This window comes from Nocardia sp. CY41 (assembly GCF_009829325.1).
Lineage (GTDB): Bacteria > Actinomycetota > Actinomycetes > Mycobacteriales > Mycobacteriaceae > Nocardia.
This window is the reverse complement of the sequence record NZ_VUOS01000005.1, coordinates 89,594-106,183: the sequence shown is the minus strand read 5'-3', so window position 1 is coordinate 106,183 and position 16,590 is coordinate 89,594. Positions and strand designations below refer to the sequence as shown.

At 66.7% G+C, this 16,590-nt stretch carries 1 protein-coding gene (running past one end of the window); it reads right to left on the bottom strand.

Features of this window, described 5'->3' with window-relative positions; translation table 11 throughout:
* Nucleotides 1-4: 4 nt before the first annotated feature.
* Nucleotides 5-16,590: the end of a sigma-70 family RNA polymerase sigma factor gene (locus GVY64_RS05625; protein ID WP_159839473.1), read on the bottom strand. Its footprint extends 26,623 nt past the window's final position; 16,586 of the gene's 43,209 nt are visible here — the last part of the coding sequence; its start codon lies beyond the right edge, outside the window — the gene reads right to left on this strand; the stop codon is at nucleotides 5-7.

The following is a 16,590-nucleotide window of genomic DNA, read 5'->3' as shown; positions in this document are numbered from 1 at the left end:
GATCTCACGGCGTGGTGTGGCCGATCCAGTGGAATCCCGTCAAGAAGTCGGCCGCGTGCATTCCCCTCGGCAGGTGGCGGTCGATTTCGGCGAGGGTGGGGTAGCGGTCGTTCGGTGCGGCGTCGTTCGGTGGGTGATCCAGTTCGTCGAGGAGTTGTCGCAACTCCCGGGTGATCACAGCGTCCGGTTGCAGGGCGAGATCCGCACGGATGCGGCCGCTCAGCGCCCGCATGCCTGCGGCGAGATGGTCGGGATCGGTGACGCCGTTCCAGTCGAGGTCGTGCCTGATCGCGGCGCGAGCCCCGCGGCGACCGTGCACCGTGAAGGTCACATCTTCCACCTCGGACCGGCGGAGGTAAGCGAGGAGTGAGGTGACGACCTGATCAACGGCTCTGGTGTGGGCTTGCCACGGTTCTATCCACAGCTTGTCGAATCGTGCGGTGAGCCGGCCGTTTTCGTCGAACTCGATGGAGAGATCCAGATCGCCCGCCTCGGCCGGATTCTCGCCACGGCTGACGAACACGCCGCGGATCCGTATTCCCGAGATGGACTCGTCGTCGGTGGGCAGATAGTTGACGCGGGTCAGCCGGAGCTCGAGCTCGAGGCCGTACTCCCGTTGCAGGCCGGACAATCTCGGTAGCAACTCGCTTTCGGCAGGGGGTTCGGCGAGCAGATCCGGTATGGCCGGCACCTCCGACAGATTCGGGTCCGGTGCGACGGTGGTCCGCCGAGTCGAGTGCGGCGTGGCGTCGAAACCTGTGCTGGGCAGGTCGGGGCGGGGCCGGCTCGGGTCGGCGGCATGCAGCATGAGGTCGCGGACCTGCTGATAGGTCAGTCGCGTCCCCCGTGACGGCCACTGCCCGGTCGTCTCGGCGTAGCTCCACAGGGCGAGGTAGTCGGAGTAGAAGCGACGTGTCAGGGGGCCGGCTGTGGCGGGGTCGACGCTGATCTTGTGTACGAAGTATCGGGAGTCGGTGTACAGCGAGTCGAGGGCGGCCATGGCGCGCAGCCGCCGGAACTCCCGAACTCCGGGTTCACCGTGCTGGTCGCGAATTTCGTCCTCCACCATGGTCGTCACCCGGCCCAGGGCCTCCGGCGGCCATGAGTTCCAGAAGACGGTGACGTAGTCCCACAACCGGTGCCGGACGCCGGTGAGATTCCAGTTGTCGAGGCGTACTTCGCCGTCGGGCCGGACCCACAGGTTGCGGAAGGTGGCGTTGCCGTGGCTCAGCCCGGCCGTCCAGGTGGTGTCGCCCGGCACCCAGATCTCGTGCGGCAGCGGTACTCGCATCCTGTGCAGGAACGGATGAGATTGTTCCTGCTTGATCCGCTGCATGCTCAGGTACAGCTGTTCCTGGTCGGCTACGGTGCGGACCGACAGATCGTCGGGCAGCTCGACCGCCTGCAACCGCCGCAGCTGTCGGAGCAGGGCGCGCAAAGTCCGTGGCCAGTCCGGGTCACCGGTCGTGGGGACGCGGCCGGGGCCCATTTCGCGGAACGAGTAGTCGTCGGAGTGGGCCATCGTCGTCGGCACGTCGACACCTGCCTGCCGGGCCAGACCTTCCGCGCGTTCATCGTCCAGGGGGACCTGGTCGACGAGCCGGTCTCCGGCGAGCAGTTTCGGATGCGTGGGATTGGCGGCCAGATCCTTGTCTCCAGGCGTGGCGACGATGCGCCGCACCTTCACCGGCTTTCCGCCGCCGTCGGTGACGCACCAGACCTCCGTGTAATGGCCGGCGACATCGGGGGAATTCGTCACGACGGTGATCAGCATGCGGGCCGCATCGTCGAGCTCCAAGCCGCCGTCGTGGACCGGTTCGGCGATGTCGAGCAGGTAATCGGTGCCCTGCGGGCGGCGCAGGGCAGGGCGGAATGTGATCGGGGTGGTCGGCAGCGCAGAATCGGTGAGGTCTTTGTACGCCCATCGTCGGGCGAACCACGCACCTGGCCCGGCCTGCCCGCCGGGCTCGGCGACCCAGCTGTAGCCGCACCGCGCCGCTCGGACGCCGTCTTTGCGCGAAACCTCGACCTCGATCGCATCGGCGCCCATCCGCCGGGCCAGGTCTTCGGCCGGTCCGAGGAGGTACGGGCCGCCGTAGTCGGCGGCGAGGCGATCGAGGTCGGCGCCGATCGGTTCCGGACGTGCGGTGACTCGTCCGTACTCGTCGAGGTTGAAACGCACCGCGATTTCGCCGTATTCGCGGGTGCCGTCCATCAGCACGGTGCGCAGCCGAATGCGGCTCACCACGCCCGGGTCAGCGTCGTCGAGTGGCTCGTACTCCGCCGCGAGAGCTTCCAGCCTGGCAGGTCCGTCGGTACACCGCAGGGTGGCGATGGCTTCGGACAGGCCGGCCTCCGCTGCGGCGCTGTCGTGCCCGATCGTGCCCCGTACCAGCAACTCGCGCACCGACAGCCGCGGCAGCCAGGATGTGTCCGGATCCGTCGCCTGGGTAGCCGGTTCGACGGCTGCCGATCGATCGGCAGCCGAATCCGCAGCCGTCAGGTGGTTTTCGCGTTGCCGTACGAATTGGCGAGACCATCGCTGCAAGAGGGTACGCACCTGGGTCTCATCCGGTGCCCGTCGACCCGCGGCCGCGAACACGACCTTCAGGTTGCGGTGCAACGCATCCGTCGCGTCGGCGAGGAAACTCGGGTCGCGGGCGATCAGCAGCGGCAACCGGAAGCTGTCTCCGGCGACCGATTTCCATGCTTCCAGCACCAGATATCGGTCGAAGTCCGCAGCAGCGTCCGCGCCGTGGTCGCGCCGCAGTCGCGCCCGGCACCAGTTCATGACCTCGTTCCGGACGGTGGGGGTAGGCCACGGGTTCCTTGTCGCGAACGCCACGTAATCCCACACCGGCGATCCCGGCTGGGTCAGTTCCAGGTCGAGCAACCCGGCCCCATCGGGGCCCAGCTTCATATTGAGGAAGGTCGGATCGCCGTGCAGCACACCGAGCTGGATATCGTCGTCCGTTGCGGGCCGCACGTCGAAGATCTCGTACAGGTCGGGCAGACCCAGTTCGCCGTGCAGCCGATCATCGGTGTCGAACTCCAGGGGGATCCGTGCCACCTCGCGAACCAGTCGCCGCTCCCATTCGACGCGGGTGGTGGGTACTTGTTGCTCGGGTTCGGCCTCGGCCCAGTGCTCGGCGTGCAGGGCGTGCAGGCGGTCGAGCGCCGGGAACAGGGCCTCCGCGACGTCTTGCCACGGATCATCCGGTGTGGGGTGTTCCCCGTCGAGGTACTCGTGGAACAGGTAATGCTCGGGATAGGACTCCTGGGCGCCGACGTGATACAGCGCCGGTACCCGGACACCGGCCTTCCGGCACAGCCGGACCGCGGCGGATTCCCCGAACGTGAGGCCGATCCGGGGATCGAAATTGGGATTCGGCGTATTGATCGACGCCCGGATGACAACCTTCCGGCCGTTGAGCTCGAAGATCCAGACCCCGTGATGATTCCCGGCGAAGTGGGCTCGATTGCGGAACAGCGTGGTGAGAAGTTCGATGTCGGTTCCGGTCAATGCGGGATCCTCGGTCTCGGCACCGAGGGACGCCATCCGGGCTGTCGGTCGCGGAGCCGCGCCGGGGAGTGGATCGGAAGCGTCCGTGGACGCACCGTCCAGCACGCCCCACCACCGGCGGTCTTGCGGCCACTGCTGTGCGGACGGCTCGAGATACGCGGCCAGCTCCGGGAAGGTCGGTCGTGCCTCGGCGGGCCGGTCGAACCGGTCGAGCATCGGGTCGGCGATGAGTTCCCGCGGGTCGGTGCTCAGCAGGTGCGCCGTGCTCTCCCGCGATTCGGCCAGATGGTCCGGATCGGAATCCAGCCGAAGACTGTGCTGTGCCGCGATTGTGAAGCCGGTCGGGCCGTTGACGGGCACGATGACCCGGCCATCCGTGCCGACACACTGGCGCAGTTGCGGAACGAAGTGCTGCGCGAAGTGCCCGCCCGCGAAGGCCGGATCGACCACCAGGTGGTCGAAAGTCACCGTGAACTGGCCATCTTCGTCTCGGCGAACATGGAAACGCATATCGCCCGCTTCATCGACGCCCGGTAGGCCCTCGGCGACTCCGCCCTGGCTGACATGGAAACGCATGTCGCCCGATTCGCCGACGCGCCACGTGCCCCCGGCGACAATGGTGGCCGATACGGTCAGGCACCGATTCCCGGCGTTGTCGGTGTACCGTGCGGCGGTCGGTGTCACGGCGTAGTCGCGAGGACCGTACCGTCGATCCAGCAGACCGTTCACGACAGCCCGCAGTTCGGTGTCGCCTGCGACCTCGGCGGCCGGCAGAACCGCATGCGGGCGTGCCGTGGATGCGACAGCCTCCGGACGTTCCGCGGATGAGGGGGCCTGCCGACTCGGCTGCGCCGCAGGCTCATTCGGCAGCGGCGGCAGCCCCTGCCTCGTGCGCACCTCGTTCACCGCTTCCAGCATCAGCGTGCGAACGACATCCGGCGACTCCGGCTCCCATCCGCGCAGGCGGCACAGCCGTCGATAGTCGGAGTAGAACCTTCCGGTGAGCCGGTCGGCCTTGCCGGCATCCTCCGCGATCTGCTGGACGAAATTGCGCGAATCGGCGTAGAGCGAGTCGAGGCATCCCATTGTCAGCAGCCGATCCAGTTCCGCTTCGGCGCCCGGTCCGACCAGCCCGTTGGCCTCGAGGTCGCGGACCTCGGCTCTGATCTTGTTCTCGACCTGCTCGGCGATCTCCGGCGGCCAGTTCGACCACAGCATCGTCACGTAATCCCACAGCGGATGGGTGACGGCGGCATTGTCCCAATCGATCAGCGTCGCGGTGTCGTTCTCGTCGTCGATTCGCAGGTTGCTGAGCGTCATGTCGTTGTGATTGAGGCTCGGCCGCCAAATCGCGTCGTCGGTCTCCGGCGACCAAGCCTGATGCGGGGCGAGGCGGAACAGCCGATCCAGCCAGGGCGCGCGGCGACGGTAGTTGCGGCGCTGCTGATCCAGATAGAGGTGGAGGTGTTCGGTCACCGGCCGCACCTGCAGATGCGGGGGTAGCTGCACATTCAGCAGACGTCGCTTCGCCTCGAACATCTTGTTCAAGATCAGCTCCCAGTTCGGATCATCCGGCTCCGGGGTGCGTCCGTCGGCATACTCCTCCACGTAGTAATCGCGCCACCGGTATACCCGCGCCGGGACATCGGTCACAGTTCCGGCAAGCTGCACGGCATCGGGTGCATCGAACGGAAGCCAATGGAACCAGCGGACATTCCGATGCGACGGATCGGGGTTGCGGGTGAGGTCTTTTTCACCTGTGGTCGTCGGCAGAATCTGGTGCACGACTATCCGGTTGCCGTTGTCGTCTCGGTAGCGCCACGCCCGCTTGTTGTTTCCCTCGTAGTCGGGTGCTCGGAGTCGGGCCCGCAGGATCTGCCTGGCGGCAACCTTCGAGTTCAGTGTGCCGCGGCCTTCGCGCTTCATGTTGTCCAGCAAGGTTTCCTGTGCGGGCGGGTCCGTGGGGATGGCTACGACCGGCCGCGCTTCGGGTTGGCTCCATCCGAGGTCCGTGGCAGCGGGTGCGTCGGCCAGGTCGATGCACCCGGCCCACGGCGCGGCGATCTCCTCTAGCGGCACACCGGCCTCGATCAGCCCGGCATCCCACAGTTCCTTCGGCGTAGGGAGGTCACCTGCCCGCAACCTTCGGCCTATTTCTGCGACGCCGGGCGGGACGGTCGGCTCGCGCCGTTCGAGGTCGTCTATGGCGTCGCACAGGGCGTTGCGGATCGCTTCCTTCTCGCCGAGATGCTCCCTATTCCAGTCGAATCCGGCCCGAGCCGCAGCCGGCCAGTCGCTGACCAACGTCACCCGGAGCCGGTCCGCGCCCGCGTCACGAACGAAGTCGAGCACGAGAGGTTCGACCTTCTGGCCGAGGTCGCCGACGCAGTCTGCGACGAGCCGGTTGGAAGCATCCCAGGAAAAGGTGAAATAGACCTCGCCGCGGACGCGCGTGCCTTCCACGACCGCAGCTGTGACGACGGCCATGACGCTGTCCGAAGAGCCCAGCCACCGCAGCCTGACCGGCTCCAGCCGTGGCGGTCCGTCCCAGCGTTGGACGGCGGCCAGTGCCGCCGACTCGTCCACATCGTGGTAACCGGCACCGAGCTCCCTGACAGCCGCGTGCAGCATCCGCCGCATCCACCGGCGTGGTTCCGTCGCGTGAACGGGCGGAATCTCCCAGGTAGTCGCCGCGGTGGCGGGCGTGTCCAGCAATTCCAGCTCACGTAGCGCCCATTCCGCCAGCAGATCGTAAACCGCCTCCTCGGAGATGGGGTCCTGCCCGGCGGCGCGGCGGACGAGGGCGACGTTCCGGTAGAAGTCCGGAAGCACCTCCTCGATGGTCGCGAACCCTGTGGCGATCTTCTTGGGTAGCCGGTAGGCGTCGCCGATGATCGACTTGCGCGCCTCCAGCAGCACGTAGCGCTCGAAGTCCGCTACCAATTCGTCACCGACACCGTCTCCGTATCGGTATTGCAGAATCGTGCGGATTTCGGAGTGCACAGCACGTCGTTCGGCGTCGTCGGCCCAGTCGTTGACGAGGTAATACCGGGCCCAATCCCATGCGATGGGCGCGTATTGCGCGAGTTTCGAATCGGTGAACCCGATGCGGCCGTCGGCGCCGCGCCGCATCTTGCGGCGGATCGGGTTGCCGTGCGTGAAGCCCATCAGCTCGCTGCCCTCGTTGAGGAGCGTCGGCTGCCACAAGACGAAGAGCGGGACGCCGCCGATCAGCGTGTCCAGCCTGTGGTCGAAGTCGCCGCGCTCCAGTTCCAGCACACGGTGTCCTTGCTCCCGGTCCCATCGATACTTCGTGTGGGGAGTGGAGGACAAGCCATGTAGTCGAGACAACTCGAGGAAGACGTCCTCGGTTGTGCGGTCCCAACCCTCGTCCGGCAGGACTTCATCGCCCGCGATGTGCTCGTGAATCGTCACGCGGGTCTTGAAATCCATCGCCATCGGCGACGACTCGGAGTCATAGAGCAGCCGCGGGCCCCGCACCCCGGCCTGGTGGAACAGGTCCGACGCTTCCGCCGCCGGCACGGCCAGCGAGTCCAGATCGAAGCCCAAACGCTCCGCCTCGTCCAGGTACACCCGGACCGTCACCATCGGTACCGAGGTCGCACCCGGTCCGGCGGGTAGCGGCAGATGCCAGACACCGCATTGGTTTTCGGATTCGTGCGGCGAGGTCACACGGACCTGTTCCATCAACCCGAGCACCTGCTCGCGAGTGAGTCGTCGATCCAGGCCCGACGGGACAGGGTCGGCCGCGACCGCCGGTGGTCCACAGCGTTCGCTCAGCCACTGCGGCGCGTTCTCGACCGGTGCGAGGCCCGCTCGCGACAGCAGGTCGCGACCGTGCAGTTCCGCGGCGCCCGCGTCGTCGGCCACCTTCACCTGCAGCACATCGGCGCCGGCGCCGCGCACGAAGTGCCGAACCAAGTCGAGGAACGACCCTCGTCCTGTGTCGCCCCGAGCGGACCGATACTCCGGTAGGAAGTCGCCGGCCGGGCCGGGCTCGACGTAAGCCGTAACGATTCCGGAGGCATCGAGCCCAAAAATAAGTTCTATATCGCCGAATTCAGCTTGATCGATCATTACCGCGGCGTGCATGCGGAGGCGTACCGCCCCCTCGCGGGCGGGGTCCGGCTCGTAGGCGGCGCCGGTCACGTTCAGTCTGTGTGTTCTGCGCTGTGTCTGTGTCGCCGGAGGCCGGATAGCGATGCTCAACTCGACCTGCTGTCGGTTTTCCAGCAATCTTCGAATCGAAGACCCGAGCCGCGGTGGGAGCGGCTCATCGAGTGCCGGTGTCATATAGGCGTAGAGGTTCGACGGCCGTCCCCGGGACAGGTGGCTCGCGAAGGCTTCGAGCACACGCTGACCTTCGTCCTCGGGTACCGGTCGATGTGCCGTTGTCCGACGCAGGGCGTCCACGTACGCGGACCCGGCGCTGAGCTTCCCACGATTCAGGAGGGCCCGGCCGATGGCCGCTTCGCGGCGCACGAAGGCGAGGTTCGTGGAAAACGCCGACACCAGATCGGTGGACCGGCCGGGGTCGGTAGCGATGTCCGTGGGCGCGTGGAGTGCCTGGCGGATGGCCGCGATTCGTGCTTCGACCGCAAGGTAGCGGTGGAAGTCGGCTTCCGCAGCGCCGTAGTGCCGTTGCCGAATCTGCTGCATGCACCAGTTGAGCACCTGCGGCCGTACCTCGGGCGGCCAGGGATTGCGGACGGCGAATGCCGCGTACACCCAGGCGGGTGGGCCGAATGCGGTGTGATTGCCATGCGATCCCGCCTGTGCGCTGTCCCGGACGTGGCCGTCGAGTATCGGCGGGCTGTACAGGCCGACAGGCTGCGCGCCGTCGTCCACCGGATCTTCTCGTGACCAGAACATCTCGGACAACGGCGGCAGGCCGAGCAAGCCCGATCCCGATTCGGGCCCCGGGCCGGGGCGTAGGCCCGCGAGTCTCGCCTCCGCACCGCGCACCGCACGGCGGACATCCCGTTCCCAAGCGGCACGAGTCGTCGTCACCGGCGGCTCACCGTCCGGGATGTGCTGTGCGAAAAGCCGTTCTGCGACATCACCGCGAAACGACAGATCCTCGCCCACCAGCTCGGCAACCCCGGCCGGGGTACCGGTGGCGTGCCCGGGAACGACGACATCGTGGCCCGCGGAGTCGTCGTCGTAGGGGCCGAGGTCGATCGCGACGGGATCTTGGGGGGTGCCGGGAGTCGTCCCTGTATCGGTGGGGCCGTCCGGCAAGTATCCAGGGTTGGGGCGCCAGTACCGCGGTAATTCGTCGGCAAGGGCGGCGAAATCGCCCCGCCAGATTTGCGCGGGGATCTCGAAACAGCCCATGACGCGATCGCTACGCAGGCCTCCCGGCCAGTGCACGGAGACGACACCGCCGTTCTCGTCCACCACTCCGAATCCGCCGGGCGCGTCGATGACGTAGATCTGATGGACGAGGGTCCACTCCGAGGTGTCGTCGTCCACCAGCACCGATTCGCCGTAATCGGCAGACCGATTCACCCGCACCGTCGTGTAGACAACCCTGCCGTCGCGCTGTGACAGCGGTAGGAACCCGTCCGCCCACAGGTCCCTGCGCGGACGTGTGTCGCCACGGAACAACAGCCCTCCGCCCATACGCCACCCCGATCCCGGATACTCCTCCAGGAGTTCTTCCCACCTCCGACGGATCGCGTCGAGGTCGACATCCTGCTCGACGGCCGAGGCGAGCAGCACACTGTCCGGCAGCTGGGTGGCCGGTTGCCATTGCACCGGTACCGACGGGCCATCGAGGATCAGCCGTACCACCTGAGCGCCGTCGAGCGGATTCACCGGACCGTCGGCCGGCGGACCTTCGGCAGAATTATCGTCCTCGGTGTCTTCGTCGTCGAGGTCGATCGCGACGGGGTCGACGCTGTTGCCGGGGGTCTTTGTGTTACCGCGGGTGCTCGACGTGCTCGAGGAAATTCGGGATCCCGGCGAACCTTGCGGGTCCCGGTCGGAGTCCCCGGGCCCGCGGGCGGGCTCATCGACCGTGGGCGGGCCAGGGACGGGCGTCGCTACGCCAGGTGCGCCCGGTCGGGACCCGGTGTAGTGGCCGTCGGTGCGGAGGAAGTGGGCGTCGATATCCGGAGGTCGGTTGCGATGGCTCGCGGGTAACGTGAGTCGGTTGGTCAGTGCGTGGATGGTCTTGGTGACGTCTCGGCCGGATTGTCCGTCGACATAGCGGATGCTGCCGTGGTAGTTGACGACGTTGACGGTGTGGCCTTGCGGACCTCCGAAAGGTTGGTGGCGGTAGGCGATGATGCCGCGTGCCAGGTGGCCGGCGTCGAGGAGTTGCTGTTCGAGGTCGTTCCAGCTCTCGACGTGCTGGAACGTCGTGTCATAGTGGGCCTGGACGAACCGGATGCGGGATCGGTTGTCGTCACCGGGTGCTCGTCCTGTGGTCGACGGTTCGGCGACGATGTCGGGCCGGCCGCTGAGCCGGAGGTCTGCGGCGATGGTGCACTCGGCGCTGTTGTCCCCTTTGCGCAGTGGGTTGATGCCGCGGATCCGCTCGAGCAGCGGGTCGTCGGGCGCGGGCTCCGCCGCGGTGGGTGACGGTTGCGCCGCGCCGCTGTCCACGGCCGGTCGATCGGTGTCACCATCAGGGGAGTGCGTGGGTTCGGCGTCGGGCGACGGTTGTGCCGCGGCATCGGTCGTCTCCGTACTTGCGCCGGGGCTGGAGAGGAAACGGCCATGCAGGTGGGCGGCGAGCTTCTGTATCAGTACTCGGCCCTGGCTGCCGACCATGCCGAGCAGGTACCGGTCGATCACCCCGAGCATGTACTCGTCGACCGACCGGCTTCCGATCATCGAATAGAGTCGGGCCGCGAGATATCTGGTGCGCAGATACTCCGGCGACTCGCGGTCGAAACCGCGGCAGCCGGGGAAGTGCAGCGCCGACCACAAATCGTTCTTGCGGTGCTGCTCCCAGAATTCGTATTCCTCGGGTGTGAGCACTTTCCGCATCTGGACACGGTCGCCGTCGAGCATCGGTCTGCCCGCCAGGTAGGACATGGTTCCCGTCGCGATCGACAGCAGTTGCGGCAGCTCATCGAGCGATGTGTCACGCAGGTACCGCTGGAACGGCATGGCCCGATCGATGGCGGCGCTGCTGGTGGGGCCTTCCGGCTCGTCCTCCGGCATGGTTCGGAACTTCCAGACGACGATCGTCTCGTTGCCCTGTATTCGCTTCTCCTGCTTGAACAACAGCGGCCCCGGGTCGGAAATACCCAGCAGCTGTTCGGCTTTCAAACCGGTAGCGACGACCAGCGCGAGCGTCAGGTAGATGGGGGAACGTCGCAGCAAGCGCTTCAGTTCGAAGAGATCCTTGGCGGTGAGTTCTATGGTTCGCAGCGCGGCGAGGTCGCCCTTGCGCAGCGCCCGGAACCACGGCCCGCGGTTGGCGACCCAATCCGGCCCGGACGGTTCGGCGGCGCTGGGAATCGGCATGTTCTCGAGGTAGGCGAACGGACGATTACCGTACTTGTCGCGGTAGGTCAGCAGTTCGGCGATGAGCTGCTCGATTTCGGCAGCCTCCGCCGGAGCGAAGCCATCGTTCAGTGCGCGGGTGCGGGCGGCCCGCCGGCGTTCCGGATCGGTGACATGAAGCGCCGGACCGCGGCCCGCATCGGCCGGTCGATGTTCGGCGCGGGTGGCCTCGGCGCCACGGCCCGCGGTGATCAGGCCGATATTGTCCAGCGACTCGGTCGGCACCCGGGCCTCGATATCGGCATACGAGTTGTAACCCTGATGGACCTGCATGCGCGTGCGGAACTCCGGTGTCTTCGGTGGCTCCGCGGTGACCCGCACCGCTCCCCAGGACTCGCCGGCCGGATCCGGTCCCAGACCGCGGTTGAGGAATCGGCCGCGCCGGTCGGGAGTGGTGGCGCCGAGCCAGGTGATGGGATCACGGGTCGCCGTCAGCACGTAGACGTCCTCGGCCCCGATACCGAAGTCGGTAGCCCGAGTCATCGGGCCCGCGCCCGGGGAGGCCGTCAGAACCACCTGATCGATCTCGCCGGCCAGCCGAGCGTCCCGGCCCGCGTAGCACACGGTCGTGGAGCCGTAGCTGTGTCCGAGCAGAGTGTGCAGCCGTGGCAGCGCGCTGCCCCGATGTTCGGCCAATGCCTCGCGAGTGCTGTTGTATGACGCGGTATCTCGCGCCACGACATAGCCACCGACTTCGGCGAACCGGTGATAGACGGGATCGAACGGGAGAACCGGCACCGTTCCCTTCAGCAGTTTGGTCGGGTGTTCGTAGCCGATATCGATGATGGCCGCCACGGTCTCTTCGGGTGCATACCGTGAGGTCATCTCGTATTGCGCACCCGCGAACCCGTATCGGTACAGCAGTGACCGCAGCGTGGTACCGAAGCCGCCGACATGGCGGGTGACGTTCGTCGCTTCGTCGGCGTCTCCGATGGAGACGGAGATCCGGCCGTTGCCGTCGTACTTCTCGGCGTCGTAGGCGAGGAGTTGTACCGGCGGCGATCCGAAGTCCTCGACGCGGCGGTCGATTTCGGCCAGTTGATCCCGAGTGGTCTCCAGGTTGAGCAGACGCGCCTTCTCCGCGGTGGTGAGTTCGCGATTCCCGGTGTTCCGGCGCAGTTGCGTGAGCTGCCGGGTGATCGACCGGCGATTGGCGTAATCACGTACCGAGTACGGGATGCCGTCGGTATTGCCGATCAGGGCGGGATGTACAGCCACCATCCCCGCCTGCTCTTCGGTGGACAGCGAGAACCACCAGCGCGCATTCCTTCTGGCGCGGGCCCGGGCGGCATCGACTACCTCATCGGGGTCGACGCGCTCGACCAGCGACGACAGTGTCGCGTGCTCCCCGAACTGATGGCGCAGTGCGTCGATTGCCCGCGCCGCGTGCTCGTTCTCCGGTGGGGTGGGGTGTGGATCAGCTGGAAGCGTGGATCCTTCCTCGCCCTCGTCGGTGCCGAAGGCCCAGCGGGAGTCGGGAGTCGGTTCGACTGTGGCGGGTTGAAATTCCGTCGGATACGGGCGTGGTTGGGGCGCATCCTTGTGGAACCCGGTGACCAGTTCGGCTTCGAGTCTTATTTTGCCGTCGACTTCGGTCGGCTCGGTGAGCAATACGAGAGTCGATCCCCGCGGGGCGATGATTTCTCGTTCGCGGTACTCACCCTCGTGCGCGGTATCCATTGCCGAAACCGACTCCACGGCGATCAGCGCCGATCCGGCATCCGCGTAGACGATGACCTCGACATCCTGGTCCGCGAACACCTCATCCGACAGTGAAAGCGACGTGTAACCGGAGTTGGTCGATCGGTAACCGAGCAAGTTGTCGGTGCGACCGAAGACCCGCACGAGATCGTCCAGCTTTCGAATCATCGTGACCGGTCCGGTGGATGGAAGGGCGTTCCGGAATGCCCAGTCCATCCGGTTGATCTGGGCGGCAATGATGCCGGCTTCCTCCCGGAACCGAGCTGCCGGCCAACCGAGGCTTGCTCCGGCCGCGAGGACCTCCTCCCGAGTCACCTCCCGCCGTGCTAGTTCGACTTGCTGATGCGGCGTCAGGTTTCGGCCCATTGCGCGTAGTGGCATGTTGGGCCCGGCGAATTTGGTGTATTCCCGGAACGCGTCGATGATCTCGTCCGCCCGATTTCCCGTCGGGTCATGTGCCAGATGCGCCCGGCCCATGCCGTTCCGGATGCGCGCGAGGGCCGCATCGCCTTCGACGGCATTCCGCCGGAACCACTCCAGCCTCGCTCGGAGTGCATTCGCGTCGGCTGGATGCCCGTCGCCCGCCTGGTCAGGCTGCGGCTCGGGGAGCAGGTCGATGGCGACTGGTTCGATGCGGTTGCCGACCTGCGGGTTGTTCGTCGGTGCGGACCGGTTCTGTTCCGGGCCGGAAAGGCTGTCGGATTCCGCTGAGCTGAGGTTCTCGGCTCCGGTCCGTGGCTGCGGCGTAATGGGTTTGCGGCCCGGCTGTCCCGCCTGGGTGATATCCGGGATCGGGCCGAGAGTTTCGTCCGCCGATTGCGGTGCTTCGGCCAGCCCTGTGTTCTGGTCCGGGTAAGGCTTGCGCAGTTCGAACCATACGGCTTGGTGCCAGCCGTCCTCATGGCGTTTGAACAGCTCGACGCCGGAGCGTATCGGCGTCGAATCATCCACTGCGACAGCACGGCCGGGAAGGACAGCGAGACCGGACCGGGTCGGGATACCGCCTCGCGCGTTCCGCGGCATCGAGGCGGCGTGCGTGTCGAGCAGCGTCACGTGCAACCGGTCATCGGTTGTCTCCGCCATGAGGTGGACTCTGCCGCGGCGGTGTTCGGCGGCGTCGGTCACCATGGCCGTGAGTTCGGCGCACGCGAGGCTCACTTGTTCGGTGGGCCGGCCGTCGAGCTGTTCGGCCAGCCAGGACGCGGCTTCCGACGCCGCGTTCGGGCTGTATCGCCCCTCGGGCTCGGCACGAATGATCAGCTCGGACCGCTGGGCCGACTCCGTCGCTGTCGCGGGTCGACCGGCCGCGACGGAAATGTCTTCGGTCGGAGCCGTCTCGCTGCCCATCGCCCAGGACGCGCCGGAATCGGTGAGCCAGGAGGTGAGCTTGTCGTGCACGACCGACCACGCGAGAGATGCTCGCGCTCGATCCTGTCCGAACCGGACGGCGGTGTACTGCGCTTCGACAGAGTCACTGTCGGCGCGCACGGTGAACGTGCCCTCGGCCGGTTCACTTCGCGCGGCGTTGACCCGGATGGTGAACGACTGGCCCTCGGCGGTCGCTTCCCAGGCGACAAGGTCGGTCCAGAAGATGAGGCGGTTACCCGCGCCGTCGTCGGCGGACGAGTAGCCGGACAGCAGCTTGTATGCGTCGCCTTCGTGGCTGAGTATCTGTCCGACGGGCATCTCGGCTGCCGCACCTCGCCACATCAGGCCCTGGTGCTCGGAACCGAACTGTTCGTCGAATTCGCACACGCTGAGATCGGCTCTGCTGTTCTCCAAGGCGTCGAGGATCTGAGCGGGGTTCATCGGATCCCCGTTCCATTCCTCGAAACCTTGGCTGAACGCATCGAGACCCTTCACGCGGCCACTGATCCGCCACCATCCGAAGCCGCTGATCTCATCCAGTGATACGCCCTGCGCGAGGAGCGCGCTGAGCAGATCTTCGTGCGAGGCGTCGGCGGTGACGAACTTTCCGTTGGCGAGCAGGATGAAAGGGTCGCCGTTTTCGGGGTCACTGGTGTGATAAGGCTGCTTGTCTGGCCCCGTCCCGGGCACCACGAACCAGCCGCGCGAATCAACCTCAGGCCATACCAGCTCGATGTCGTCCGCGGGCTCGAGCGGAATTTCCGGCAATGGCATTGTTTCGTAGGTGGATCGGCTCGTCCCTGAGGATGAGGCCGTCCTCGGCTCGGACTCATCGCCGTCGTCGAGGTAGATGGCCACGGGGTCGATGTGGTTGCCAGATGATGGCGGAGTCACCTCCGATGTAGTAGATCTCGTTGCTGGACGGTGTTCTCTCGCGGCTGCTTCCGGTTGCTCGTCGGGGAAGCGGAGATCGATCCCGGCGGACCGTGCCGCCTGCGCGAGCTGTGCCCGGTTGCCTACCCGAAGCTTGCGGTAGATGTGTTGGGCGTGCGTGCGGGCGGCTGCCGGAGTGATCGCCAGCGCTGCGGCAATCTCCGTGTAGTACATGTCCGCCACGATCATTCGGAGGATCTCGGTCTCACGATCGGACAGCGCCACCGGGCGTGGCTGCGGCTCGGTCCTTGCCGGTGCATCGGTGGTCGGGCGCAGTAGTTCGGCGACGGCGCGAATCGCGCGGAACTCCCGCATCTCGAACGCGTGAGTGCCGACGCCGGCTGCCTCCGCCGCCTCCGCGGGTGGCAGGCTGCGCACGAACCGCAATATCAGCGTCTGTCGATGCGTGGCGTTGGTGAGTCCGGGGAGGGCGAGTACGAGTGCTTCCTGTGTGGTCTGCTGAACCAGTTCCCGATCGGCTTGTGCCCCGGGACGTGCTTGTGCATCGCCGAGCAGCAGCGCCGAAAGTCGTTGGATGCCACGATAAAACGTATTGCGGTGGTCCTTTCCGTGCGCTGCGGCCAGTTCGGGACCGGCATGCCCGAGTACGAGCCGGTCCGTGATGACGGCGCGCTGCTTCGCGCCGAGGGCGGCCATACAGCGGTGGAATGCGTCGAGATCTTGTTCCCAAGCCTCCTCGACCACCGACAAGGCTTGATTGCCCGCATGCTCCTGCAGCAGACGAGCCAGACGAGCGAAGGTGGCGTGCTGTGCGGTGCGGACCGCCCCTGGAGTGCGATCCAGCCAATCCGCGGTCCGGTCGGGTGACATCTCGAGTTCGAAGCGAAGCTGGAGGATCCGTCGCTGCGACGGGGCGAGTTGCTCGATGCAGCCCTCCAGCGCCTGCTGGTCGGTCTTCAGCGCCTCCCGAACGATCGGTGGCAGGTGCCGGGCGTTTGCGTTGCGGGCCAGCGCCGCCACCAATTCCGCGGCCGTCGTTTCGGCGGGGATATCCGGTAGGGCGGCCGCATTGTCCGCAGGCTCTGAACGATAATCCGATGTGGGCGAATCGTCTCCGGGTTCGGCCCGGGACGCAGGGGTCGGCTCGGGGGTGTTGCGGGACTTCGTACGCTGCGGCCTCGGTGTGTCCGGGAGTGACGCCTGCACGCCGCCCTCGTCAGCAACCGCCGTGGCCAGTTCGCAGACCGCATGCCACAGTGAGGGGGGCTCGGCGGCGGGGTCGCCGGGCATCGCGAACCGTGCATCGGGCCCCGTACGCCTCGGCGCGAATCGGCGTAGCTCCTGCTGCTGGGTCGGGGTGAGCCCGCGCATGTGTTGCCGCACCTGCACGGTATCCGCCGCGGCCAACACCGCGACCAGCGGATCCGAAGCGCGCAATCGTGCACCGCGGAGCACGAAATCCTGGATGCGCTGCCAAATTTCGGCGATCTCACGGTGCTGCGCCATGATATTTCTGGCGTTGAGGACAACCCATTCCTCGACGTCGCGCTGCCCGATCCGGC